Genomic DNA, 13,178 nt, shown 5'->3' with positions numbered 1-13,178 from the left:
CAATCACTTCACATCAAAAACAAAAAAGGCTCAATGTCTGTAGACGTTGAGCCTTTGTTTAATAAACATGAAAATGTTTAATAAGCATGAAAATCTAAACGATGTTCACTACATCAATACGTAATGCTTGTTCTTTTTGACCGGTGCGTTTTAAGCGGAAATACACCACCACAAAAATCGCCACCATCAAACCAATCCACAAGCTACTGCTTAGGGGATGAGAACTAAAATTGCTCGCTTGATAACAAATCGTTGCTGATGCATAAGCGAGGAACATGGTCCACACGCCAATGAATCGTGCAAAGTTATTACCAAACTCTCTGACATAAGCTCCCATTGCTGCAACGCACGGAGTGTAAAGTAAGATAAAGAGTAAGTATGCAAAAGCAGCGCCACCTGTGACAAAATACGTTTGTAAGTTACCATAGGTTCCAGCATTTACACCTTGTTCTTCTGCTGCTACTTGTGTATCGGTTAAATCACCCACTTCAATACCTAATGGGTCACTAAAGCTCAATGCCGATAAATTATCAGGGATTGATTGTAGCGCATCTTTTAAACTGCCTAACAAATCAAACTCTTCTGCTTCATCACTCGGCTCTGAATACAGGTTATTCAATGTACCAACAACCGCTTCTTTAGCAAAGATACCTGTGATAATCCCAACCGTTGCAGGCCAGTTATCTTGCTCAATCCCCATAGGAGCAAACACCGGTGTCACCACTTGCGCCGCTTTCGATAGTACCGAGTTTTGGCTGTCTTCATTGCCAAATGTGCCATCGGTTCCCAATGAGTTAAAGAAACTCAAAATAGCGACCACGACCACGATGGTTTTACCTGCACCAAGCACAAAACGCTTCAGCTTTTGCCATGTTTTCAAGCCAATATTACGTAAGGTTGGAATTTCATAATCAGGAATTTCCATAATAAAGCTGCTGCTTTTACCCGGGTACAAGGTGTTTTTCAATATAATACCGGTAAAGACTGCGGCTAAGATCCCTAAAAGATATAAAGCAAAGACCACATTTTGGCCACTATTTGGGAAAAATGCCGCCGCAAATAATGTGTAAACCGGTAAACGTGCCCCACAAGACATGAAAGGAGCCATCGCCGCCGATAATTTACGCTCTCTTTCTTGGTCCATGGTACGTGTCGCCATAATGGCAGGGACGTTACAACCAAAGCCCAAAATTAGAGGCACAAACGCTTTGCCCGGTAAACCAATTTTTTGCATACCTTTATCAAGCACAAAAGCGGCACGCGCCATATAGCCTGAACTTTCTAATAAGGATAAGAATAGGTATAAACAAGCAATTACGGGAATAAAGGTTGCAACCGTTTGAATACCACCACCTAAGCCATCAGCCAATACTGTCACTAGCCACACGGGTAAATGGTTATCTAATAAATAATGTCCGCCATCAACCAAAATAGAGCCCACACCAATATCAAAGAAATCAATAAAAGCACTACCAATATTGATAGAAAACATAAACATCACATACATGATGAAAAAGAAAATCGGGATCCCTAACCACTTATTCAGCACAATGGCATCTAACTTATCAGTAAAGGTTTTCGTCAAAGCAGAATCTGTGCGTCGAACTTGTTGGCAAATTTGATGCAAGTAGTTGTATTTATTTGTGGTAATAGTGAGATCGATATCGAGATCATGAGTTAATCGTGCCACCACGCCGTGATACTGGTTACGTTGTTCCGTGGTTAAGGTATCCAATACTAAAGCATCTTTTTCTAAGGCACGGATAGACATAGCCCTTGGCAGAATAATTTGTTCTTCCGACCACAATCCGTTGAGCTCGCTCAGTGCCGCTTCAATCGCTTGATCATATTCAACATGCAGACCATCTAACTCAAGCTTAGTTTTTGCGAAGTTGCCTAATTCACGCTTAAAATCTGCCACTTGTTTTTTATTCAGCGCCGATAAAATAAATACCGGACAACCTAAAATCTCAGATAAAGCTTCAACATCAATTTCTTGACGCTCACGATGTAAAGCATCTAATTTATTGAGCACCACGACCATTGGACGCCCAAGTTCTCGCAGTTGTAATGTCATATACAAACTACGTTCTAAGCTTGTCGCATCGACAACGTTAATAATTAAGTCTGCTGGCATAGCCGAAATAGCGGAAGAGGCGATCGACTCATCTACACTGTTAGCATCATTCGCGCTATCTAAAGAATAAATACCAGGCAAGTCCGTTAAGTTAAAACGGGTTCCTTCAAAATCAAACTGACCGGTTTTTTTCTCAACCGTCACCCCAGCCCAGTTACCAACGTGCTGTTTCGCTCCAGTCAAGCCATTAAAAAGAGTGGTTTTACCGCTATTTGGGTTACCAACCGTTAAGATATTAAAACTCATGGATTTACCTCAATTTCAATAGCGGCAGCAACTTGGCCACGAATCGCTAGTGATACACCTCTAACTTCAACTTGCAGTGGATCCCCCATCGGCGCTTTACGCACTAATGTCACACAAGTATTAGGCAACAAGCCCATAATCATTAGTTTTTTTCTCACGTCATCAGCCAATTCATTTAAATTGACCACATTGGCGCTTTGCCCAATTTCTAACTCAATTAATTTCATATCGTTGCCAAACCACTAATGATAACCATTACTATTTGCGATAATGATACCCTTTTTTACACTAATTTTATTGCTATATATCAAAAAATATACTGACTTCTTAGAAATCCCCATTCCGTTGGTTATCGTAATTCGTTAAAAACGTCATTTATTAACTCTTTATTCTCGTCAAAATTGTTAATTCTATAATTAAATCAACAACAATCGCCAGTTAACTAAAAAGCCAACCATTTGATTTTAAAGAATAAAAATCTAACTGTTAGAATTGTCGGTAATTTCATAGTTACTTGTCGTTATTTTTATACGCAAAATAAGATGAGTTAGGTATAAATAACTTACTGATAACGCAGAGTTATCTAACCCTTTATTCCTGATGTGTATTGTTTGTCAATACACTCCGGCAGCAAGCGAAGGTGTCATTGACACCCGTGACATAATCCCCCCGGTTGTGTCACGTTTTTTTTATTCATAAAATAAGGGCAGACGGTATTTAATCGTCTGCCCTTATTTTTTCTGAACTTAATCTTAAATGATATCAGCGTGAGCATTCATTTATCTCAACCCCCTTCTCACCCTAAAATGCCTCACTGTTTCAACCTGACTTGGTCAACGTGAACTAATCAATTGCATTCTCAATAAACTTAGAAGGTGACAAACCAAAATAATGTTTAAAGCGTTGGCTGAAATAAGAAGGATCATTAAAGCCCGTTTCAAACGCTGTATCTGAGATTTTCACCCCAGAAATAAGTAACTCACACGCTTTTTCTAACCGCACCTTGGTAACATAGTCCATAAAAGACCCACCAGTTAAGGACTTAAACTTACGTTGCAAACTACGCTCAGAAACAAACAATAATTTAGCAGCCCGACAAGTACTAAAATCCGCATCAGGATAATGCTGCTCCACCAGTTGATACACTTTATCTAACCATTCATTTTTAATTAACGTGGCTTCAGGCAACGCCTCTTGAAGTGAGTCAGGCGAGTGGCTCTCAGAGGCTGGCTCATCTTGGTTATCCTTTGTGAATGAAGATTCTGTTACTGGAGATAAGCTCGTTGCAACCGGCCAAGAAATCGCCAGCTGGGTAATATGGCTTAATTGATTATAATGAAAATCAAAGTCTCCTCCGCTTTGCTCGGCCATGTGAGCTATCGCGCACAATGAGGTATCCGAAAAAGAATAAGGATACTCAGCATCAACTAAACCATATTCTTGCTTTTCAAATGCTAATATTTCGTCCTCAGCCACACCCTCACCTGTATCTTCAATCGTGATACGCAAGTGCTGTGACTCGGTTAATTTAGCTGCAACATAAATAATTTGATTGGCGCTAGAACGAATCAAAGCACTGGCCATCAGAGTATTCAAAATCATATCCAAATTGAAATGTTTCACTTGAATAACACAACCTTGGGTCTGATCTTCCACCAATAGGGTGATACCACTTTTATCCGCTTCTTGCTGCCAACCTTTCACCACCGTTTTTAACACCAATGACACCACTTGTCCGTCCAACAAAGTAGAGCTCTTATCAGGATGACTATATAAAGCAAGAATTTGTCTTAGGGGCTCTAGAGCTAATCCCGTTTGCTGAGTAATCATAGACACCTTATCGCTATCCTGATTATCCGTCTCCGTTAGTTGCTCATTAAGCTTTTCTAAGATGGCCTTAGATTTACAGACTCGATCTCCTACCAGCATCTTTCTGGTTTGTGCTTGCTTTCGTAACTGTATATTACTACTCACTAATAATTGGCTTTGATGCTTCAATTGTTGAGTTTTTAAGTTAATGATTCGTCTTAAACGTACATTCGATTTCACCATCGCTTGTGAGCGCCACACTGCTAACAAGATAATGCTAGTAATAATGACAAAGGCAAATAAAGTTAAACTCCATGGCAATAAATACCATGGTTTATCAATAACTAAGATATATTGTACGCCACTGGTTCTCGCCCCAACTTGTGAGGCAGTTTTCAATTCCAATAAGTATTCACCCGGGTCTAAGTTTTCAAAGGTTAATTTTGCCCCTTGAAAATCAACCCAAGTATCTTTATCACTGCCGAGCAATCGGTACTGCAGTTTGGGCATTTCAAAATCAGGTAACACCCCAAATAACACACTGATAGAGCGGCCATAATCAATATGGATCGGCGTATTCGTTTGTGGGGCGACCATGGCAAGAGAATGATCAAGCTGCAACTCACCCACCAGCACATCATTTTCTGGCAGTTGAACCTGTTTCAACGCCGAAGTAGAAGCAAAAATCACCCCTAATTTAGAAGATAAAACTAACGTCTTCCCATCTGGAGACAGATCACAGCCATTAGGTAAGAACTCATTGGTCACCAAACCAAAGGGGGCCGAAAAACGCTGTTTCAATACCGTATCTTGATAAAAATTAATGCCTTTGCTGGTTGTTACCCAAGTGCCATTGTGAGTGCCTATAACACATAATGGTGGATTATTGGAACGGTGTAATAGTGAGTCTGTCTCATCAAAGTCACTGACTGGCATATTACGCAAGCCATAATGACTTGCACTCCACAACTGCTTACCTGCTGACTCAGATAAAGAGATCACCTCTCCATCATTGGCGCTGCGTGCATCAAATATAATTTCTTGTCCTTGATGTTGATAAACGCCATGCTCCGTTCCAATCCACAAGCGACCATTTTGCCCAACCGCTAAACGAGTAATGTTTGAAGGCGCATATTGCTCGACCATCCAAGCCAAACCAAAATCTTTGATTGTTTGTGTTAATGGTGAATATCGATATAAGCCTAAAGCAGTCGAAAACCACACCTCACCTTGTGCATCCGTTGCAATATGGGTGATCGGGCTATCTTGCCAAAGTGCTTGCTGCCTCACCACATACATTTTTTCCGTATGAGTATCAAAACGAATTAATTTTTCACCATAGCTGAGCCATAACGAACCATCAAAATAACTGAGATGGGAAATATTCAGGTTCACCACCTGACGTACAGTTTGAGTGCTAGCCTCATCGTCATTAACCGATACTTTAAAAACCCCATTATCACTGGCTAACCAAGCCACACCATCATCGCCCGCCACCACTTCATTGATGTGAACATAAGGAATATTATTGTGCGCACGGCCAAACCGAACCCGCTGAAAGTATTGACTGCTTGTGGAGTAATAATTAATACCTTTAGCTGTCGCGATCCAAACTCCTCCTTTGTTATCCTGCGCTAAATCCATAATATTATTATTTGATAACGCTAATTCATTTTGCGAACTGGCCGAGATTGATTGAATGGTCTGAGTGTCTTTTTGATATACTAACAAACCCTGTCTAGTTCCAACCCAATAGTCCTTATCACTGACTAAAAGCGCTTGGATTTGCCCATCGACGATGGTTTTTACATCGGGAGTAATGCCAATAAGATTAATGCTAAAGAGCCCACTTTGCGTCCCCACCAATAATCGTGATTGATAATGATCGAATTTCAATAGTTGTATATTGGTGAATTTTCGTGCGAGCAAACGACGCGGGCCATTTTTATCCAAATAAAATAATGAATCATGAGTGGCGACAATCCATTTGCCTGCGACATAAATGGCGGCCTGAATGCCTTGATTGTCCTGAGTAGAACCTCGAGTAATATTAGAAACCGAATAGGATTGGTGTTGTTGAGTGAGCGGGTCAAAGGTATAAAACTGGTGCTGCCCATATATCCACAGTTGTTGCTGAGATTGCCCTAAATGTTGAAAGGTCATATTCGATGGAGCAGTAAAGACCGATTGACGATTACCCGATGTGTCTACTTTCAGTAAGTGCTTACTATCAATAAACCAAAAATAATCTAAGAGATAGGTGTTGTGCGGGCTGTCATGATGAAATCCTTGATTGGGTAAGGGAGAGAAATTTTGTCCGTCAAAGTAATAAATATGATGACGAATATCTTGCACCCAAATTCCCCCCTTTTCATGAGGAAAGATTTTCTTCACCGTCAAGAAATGCCCTTGGGTCTGACTTGGTAAAGAATAAAAAATCGGATCAATTTCTATCGCTCTGACAGAACAAGAAATCAAGATCAACAACACAAAATGCAATAATTTCAAAATCGCCACTTACCTTAATATTTTTAAAGGCTTACTCTTTTGAATTATGGCACAGCTACGCTGAATTTTAAGGGATATTTTGCAGCTATTAATATGTAAGTGATCTAAAGCCTATAAACTTGCAAATTATCCGCTCAATACGAGTTAATTTAATGATATCGGTAACTTAAGGTAAGTTTGTAATAATGACATGCTGTGGTGAGCTTGCTGATCAAAAACGATTTTTTGCTGCTTTGTCAGTACAACACGTTGCGGTAAAGGGGCTTGCATTGCGTCAATTGGTTGACCATGTTGCCGTAACTCATAATGTAAATGTGGCCCGGTCGAACGTCCCGAATTACCCGTTAATGCAATAACCTGCCCTCTTTTCACGAAGTCGCCTTGGTTAACCAGTATCTGACTTAAATGGAAAAAATGTGTACTAAACCTGCGGCCATTTTGAAGCACGACAAATTTCCCAGCTAAAGTATGTCGGCCTACTTTCATTACAACCCCATCCCCTGTAGCCACAACCGGCGTTCCCACTGGCGTCGCAAAATCGGTCCCATAATGGGGTGCATAGTGCTGAGTCACTGGGTTTAATCGATGGGGATCAAAAGGAGAGCTAACCGGAAAAGTTTGCGTAAAAGGCCATCTATTTAATGACTTTTCAACACTCACGCCATCCATATCGTAAAACTTATCATCGGAAAAACGCACCAGTTGAATGTTTTTCCCGTGATGTTTAAACCAGATTGCTGCGATCTTGCCACTCGCCATTGGATGCTGACCAACCCATGGTTGTTGTAGCTCTACCGCAAATTGATCACCAATGACATCCGGCTGCGTGACATCTACAAACCAATATAAAGCATTGGCCACAGTCTGAATTTGGACATTGTTAAGTCCTGCTTGCCTTGCGGCTTGATAAAAGTTACGACGAATGTATCCATGACGCACTAGGCTTTTGAGCGTACCTTGAGTGACGGTGGGTTGAAAGACAAATTGTGTTCCTTGGCGAAGATAGCTACTACTCAATGTCGCATTACGATGGATCGCTAATTCCAGAATACGGCCCAATTCGTCTTGTTGCCATTCAATGACTTGTCCTTCTCTTAATTGAATCGCTTGTGGATTAGCCTTAATCATCGCCAGTAAATCATCAGGGTTCAATCCATATAATTGAAACACTTCTGATAAGGTTTGCTGCTTGATGACTTTATGAGTAAAGAACGTTGAATGTAAGCTATCCGCTATAAGCGTTAAATCAGGATCATTACGCGTTAATAGAGCTTCTGAATTTTTAATGCTTACCTGTTGCAAGGAATCTATTGACACTAAGCGCCCAACCAATAGCCAATAAGCGCTTAGCATTATAACTCCTCCAACCAATATCACACCTATCACAGCAGGACGTTTCATCACAATTCGCCTCACTGTTCAATTAATAATATTGTGTTAAAGGAGTATCCAAAATCAGCATGGTTACTTTGTTAAGCACTGAGTGAAATGAGCCGCTAGTTGAGATAAGAACTGAAAATAAGCCCCCGGCTCCACCGCTTGATCGGTCGCTAAAGGATCTAGAACCCCATGTTTCACCTTAGTGCCACGAGTAACGGACTCAATGACTGCTGGTGTGTATTGAGGTTCAGAAAAAACACAATACACTTGATCTGACAATAAAGCCTTTCGAATGGCAATCAAGCTTTTAGCTCCAGGACGTCGATCTGGAGAGACGGTGAAAGCGCCTAAATGGTTTAATCCAAAATATTGTTCATAATAATCATAAGCATCATGGAAAACATAATAGCCATGTTGTTTAACTGGCTCGAGCTGTTGTTTAATGTTGCTCACCGTTGCATCCAATTGAGTCACAAAATGTTGATAGTTTTGAGCATATTGCGTCGCATGACTTGGATCGATCTCACTGAGTTTCTGACTAATGATTTGTGCCATTTGTTGTGCTTGGATAGGCCCAAGCCACAGGTGCGGGTTATAGTTTCCATGATGGTGATGACCGTCATCATGATGTTCATGCCCTTCATGCTCATCGTAAACAATCTTATCAATAGCATCATACTGATCCAGCTGTAATGTATTATCATTTGCCTGCACAGCACTTTCTAAAAACGATTCTAAGCCCGGCCCAACCCATATAAACAGATCCGCAGCTTGCAATCTTCTTACATCCGATGGTTTTAACGCATAATCATGAGGGGAGGTGTTACTGGCTAATAGCACTTCTGTATCAGTGACATCTTTGGTTAATTCTTGGGTGATTAACTGTAACGGCTTAATCGATGTCATGACTTTTAATGTCGAGTCTTGGCTATTGGCCCAAGTTACGCTGGAAATGACGCTAAATATCATTGCAACTGCGATCCTTGCATGTGGTAAAATGCGCGGCATGTTTTTCTCCAAATTCAATATGATGATTGACATCTAAGCATTTGTTATCGGCATTTCAATATGCCATCTAAGCAAACGTCTTACTCGATTTATTTTATCTATGGTTTTTGATAACAGTGGAAATCACTGAAACTAATGTTACTATATAACATTACACATCATCAAGTTGGTTAGCAATGTCTGAATTAATTCGGCTGGATAATATTTCCGTTAAGTTCAATGATAAATCAGTTTTAGATAATATCAGCCTTTCCATTAAAAAAGGTGAGATCACAACCTTGATCGGGCCAAATGGTGCAGGTAAATCAACCTTAGTAAAAATCATGCTGGGGCTGATTAAATCGCATTCAGGTACCATCCATAAAAAGAAACCGTTACGTATTGGCTATGTGCCACAAAAGCTGCGTTTAAATGACAGTTTACCGCTCACAGTTGACCGATTTTTAAAATTGGCTGGTCGTTATAGTACCAATGAAAGAATGGAAGCGCTGCGCTTAGTGGGTGCGGAAACTTTATTGAAAAATGACATGCATAAACTGTCGGGTGGCGAAAACCAACGCGTACTTCTCGCAAGAGCCTTATTGCAACGCCCCGATTTATTAGTGCTTGATGAACCAGCTCAAGGCGTTGATGTTCAAGGTCAAATAGACCTATACACACTGATAAATTCATTAAGACAACGATTTGGTTGTGCCGTTTTTATGGTTTCGCATGATTTGCATTTGGTTATGGCTCAAACCGATGAGGTCATTTGTTTGCAGCACCATATTTGTTGCTCGGGTGCGCCAGAAGCCATCACTAAGCACCCATCTTATATTGCGATGTTTGGACAAACCGCAAAAGATACTTTGGCATTTTACCATCACGATCATCACCACCATCATGATCTTTCAGGCGAAGCCATTGAAGGTGAAGCGGATAGCTGCTCACACTCAAGTTGCGCCCACCCAGCCGCTCATCAACACAAACGTGGACACTGATTATGTTGGATATTCTACTCCCTTCCATTCTTGCTGGCTTAGGCATTGCTATTATCTCAGGACCTTTAGGCTCTTTAGTTGTATGGCGAAAAATGGCTTATTTTGGCGACACTTTAGCTCACGCCTCCTTGTTAGGTTTAGCACTAGGGTTTTTATTAGATGTGAATTTATACCTCACTCTCGTGATTTGCTGTTTAGCGTTGGCTGTCTTGCTGGCGACACTACAACAACAAAAAGTCATCGCAACCGATACCTTGCTTGGCATCTTAGCACACAGCTCGCTATCACTTGGTTTAGTGGCCGTCAGCTTTTTAGATAATGTTCGTGTCGATTTAATGAGTTATTTATTTGGCGATCTCTTAGCCGTATCACCGTCCGATTTATTGTTTATTTATCTTGGCGGTGCAGTGTTAATGGGATTAGTGATGTATTTTTGGCGCGCCTTGCTTTCAACCTCAATCAGTGAAGAGCTAGCCAGCGTTGAAGGTATCAATGTCCCTTTTATGCGAGTCGTGTTAATGCTATTGGTGGGTCTGGTTATTGCTGTGGGGATGAAATTTGTCGGAGCGTTGATCATCACCTCACTATTAATCATTCCAGCGGCAACGGCACGTCGATTTGCCAAAACCCCAGAACAAATGGCGATCGGAGCCTCATGTCTAGGCATCGTTTCAGTACTCGCGGGCCTAAGTTTATCTTGGTATTACGATACGCCAGCCGGACCATCTGTGGTCATTTCTGCCGCCGCACTATTTTTATTAAGCCAACTCAAACCACATCGACGTTAGCAATCTAAGACCTGGCTTTAAAACCAAGAGTGGTCTTGATATCACTCTTGGTTATATTACCTTTCATCCCTTCTTGCACCTAGTGTGACCGCTATCTCTCAGCCCTTAGAACTACGCCTAAAGATAGTCATTAAAGGAGGGTTTCAAGACTTCACCGCTATTCAATAATGACCCAACTCTATTCTCCGTTTCTGATAACGACAAAAATAAGAGGTCATGATGAGAAAACCTACCCACTCTATGCTTGCTAGTGCCTTAGCGTTGAGTTTATTTTCCGCTCACGCTTATCCAAGTACTGATCCCATGCAAAATGCCTGTCAATATCCATCGGCTCAACAAACCAATGATTTACGCCTGTACCAAATCATGGTGGAAAGTTTTGTTGATGGTGACAGTAAAGCAAACTACGGTGAGGGCTATGGTACCAGTCACCATAATGGCGATTTGCAAGGCATCATTAACTCTCTCGATTATATTCAATCACTTGGCGTTAACGCGATTTGGCTGACTCCAATTTTTGCTTCTCTCCCTATTGAAGGCCAATCTCACTGGGATGACAAACTCGATGCTACCGGCTACTTTGCCAGTGATTATTTTAAAATTGACCCTAAATTCGGCACGTTGGAACAAGCTAAAACTTTAGTTAATGAAGCGCATAAACGTGGTTTATATGTGTTTTTCGATGGTGTGTTTGGTCACCATAAGTCCAATATTGTCCCCTCACCAACCGGGCTGACACCCAAAGGAGCAGATAATCCCGTCGAATACCCAGCTAGCTTGCCGTTTTATCAACAAGTGGCAAGTTATTGGATCAGAGAATTAAAAATTGATGGCTGGCGATTAGACCAAGCCTACCAAGTTCCCCCTAAAGATTGGATTGAGCTAAAAAAGGCCGTACAACAAGCCTCGCAAAGTGTGCAGTACACTGACCACAAAGGTGAGAAAGTTCATCCGCTGGGATATATGGTGGCTGAAATTTGGAATAACCAAAATTACATCACTGAACATGGCTACGGTTCCAATGAAGAGCCGGTTTTATGTTCAGCATTTGATTTTCCAATGCGTTATCGTCTTGTGGAAACTTTTGCTGTCAATGAAAACAGCATTGGCGGTAAAGGTGGCGACTGGCTCGCACAAGGCATGGATTTACAATCGCTTTATCCCAAACATGCAAGACCCAACTTGATGCTAGGCAACCATGACTTAGTGCGGTTTGGTGATTTGCTACAACGCGGCTACCTAGCTCAACCTAAAGATGAAAGTTACTGGCAGCGCCATTTAGCTGCCATCAGTTTTATGGCTGCCTATACGGGGCCAATCACTTTATATTATGGCGATGAAATTGGAGATGAAGTGGCAGACTTCTCCGACAAAGTTCCTAATGATATCTGCGCGTCTCAAGGTTGGTGTGATGACCACGTAGCACGTTCTAGCGCGAAAATTGATGGGGTAACAGCCGATTTAACCCAGCAGCAGACCAACCTCAAGCAACATGTTAGTCAACTGATGGCGTTACGTGCTGCCAATCCTGTGTTATCACAAGGAGAAAGGGTTTCTGTTCTCGCCAATCAAGATGTATACATTGATCATAAAAGTTACCAAGGTAACAACATGCTCTTTATGGTGAGCACTTCGGATAAACCACAAACTTTCTCGTTAAACACCCAGCAAGTAGGCTCATCCGGTGCTCTAGCTGATATGCTAACAGGAGCGGATACCACGCCTAATCAAGGACAATATCTGTTCACCTTAGCGCCTTTTGAAGCCAAGTTTTTATCGATAAAGACACCAACAACCTTAGTGGTAAATAAAGCGCAAGTGAGCTTATCTGGCGATGGTTTTATGGCGCAATGCGATAACCCAACCTTAGAGGAAAGAGGCCCTATCGACAAACCTTTGTACGTGGTAGGTGATTTTACCGACTCAGGGTGGAAGCATGTGGCAAGCCGCCAGTTTAGCTATAAAGGACAAGGGGTTTATCAAGCGGTAGTTGATGAACAAGCTGGCAGTTACCGTATGCAATACGCCAGTCAGGATTGGAAACCTCAATTTACCTCAGCCAGCTTAGAAGTCAGTGCTGGAAAAGTGAGCCAATTAAAATATGGAGGTTACGGTAAAGACACAGCAGCTTTGATCCCAGAATCTGGTAAGTATGTATGGAGCTTGCAGTTTTCAGACTCCGGCAGCCCTGAGAAAATCATGCTGTCAAAATGTTCAGAGTAGAAAAATATCGTGAATAATGGCTGTGAATCAAAGGCTCAAGACGACATCCGTGGAAGATAAATAATAATAGCGCCGCCAAAGAAACATGGTGGCGCTACT

The 13,178-nt window shown here is 41.5% G+C and carries 8 protein-coding genes; 3 read left to right on the top strand and 5 right to left on the bottom strand.

Features of this window, described 5'->3' with window-relative positions; translation table 11 throughout:
• Positions 1-94 precede the first annotated feature (94 nt).
• The 5 genes from feoB to znuA form a co-directional block, all read right to left on the bottom strand.
• Entirely contained in the window at positions 95-2,383 is a 2,289-nt protein-coding gene (gene feoB / locus VCA1004_RS04060) for a Fe(2+) transporter permease subunit FeoB (protein WP_086982791.1), read from the bottom strand.
• A complete protein-coding gene (locus VCA1004_RS04055) occupies positions 2,380-2,610 on the bottom strand; it encodes a FeoA family protein (RefSeq protein ID WP_086982789.1) in 231 nt (76 codons plus the stop codon). The genes feoB and VCA1004_RS04055 overlap by 4 nt, the downstream gene beginning before the upstream one ends.
• 616 nt (positions 2,611-3,226) lie before the next feature.
• The gene (locus tag VCA1004_RS04050; RefSeq protein ID WP_126000519.1) at positions 3,227-6,700 is read right to left on the bottom strand and encodes a helix-turn-helix domain-containing protein; all 3,474 of its coding nucleotides are present in this window, start codon (positions 6,698-6,700) and stop codon (positions 3,227-3,229) included.
• 144 nt (positions 6,701-6,844) lie between these two features.
• The gene (locus tag VCA1004_RS04045; protein WP_164520818.1) at positions 6,845-8,053 is read right to left on the bottom strand and encodes a peptidoglycan DD-metalloendopeptidase family protein; all 1,209 of its coding nucleotides are present in this window, start codon (positions 8,051-8,053) and stop codon (positions 6,845-6,847) included.
• A gap of 111 nt (positions 8,054-8,164) precedes the next feature.
• Positions 8,165-9,049 (bottom strand): zinc ABC transporter substrate-binding protein ZnuA, encoded by an 885-nt coding sequence (gene znuA, locus VCA1004_RS04040; protein ID WP_232012622.1) that lies wholly within the window; start codon positions 9,047-9,049, stop codon positions 8,165-8,167.
• A gap of 215 nt (positions 9,050-9,264) precedes the next feature.
• Between znuA and znuC the strand changes: the two genes are divergently transcribed.
• From znuC to VCA1004_RS04025, 3 genes are all read left to right on the top strand, one after another.
• Positions 9,265-10,068 (top strand): zinc ABC transporter ATP-binding protein ZnuC, encoded by an 804-nt coding sequence (gene znuC, locus VCA1004_RS04035; RefSeq protein ID WP_086982781.1) that lies wholly within the window; start codon positions 9,265-9,267, stop codon positions 10,066-10,068.
• Between the two features lie 2 nt (positions 10,069-10,070).
• Complete coding sequence (gene znuB, locus VCA1004_RS04030; RefSeq protein ID WP_086982779.1) at positions 10,071-10,856, top strand: zinc ABC transporter permease subunit ZnuB; 786 nt, start codon at positions 10,071-10,073, stop codon at positions 10,854-10,856.
• A gap of 216 nt (positions 10,857-11,072) precedes the next feature.
• Positions 11,073-13,079 carry an alpha-amylase family glycosyl hydrolase gene (locus VCA1004_RS04025; RefSeq protein WP_086982778.1) on the top strand — a complete coding sequence of 669 codons (2,007 nt, stop codon included), beginning with the start codon at positions 11,073-11,075 and terminating at the stop codon, positions 13,077-13,079.
• Positions 13,080-13,178 lie beyond the last annotated feature (99 nt).

Origin of the sequence: Vibrio aphrogenes (assembly GCF_002157735.2) — a bacterium.
Classification (GTDB): domain Bacteria; phylum Pseudomonadota; class Gammaproteobacteria; order Enterobacterales; family Vibrionaceae; genus Vibrio; species Vibrio aphrogenes.
This window is presented reverse-complemented; position numbering and strand designations above follow the sequence as displayed.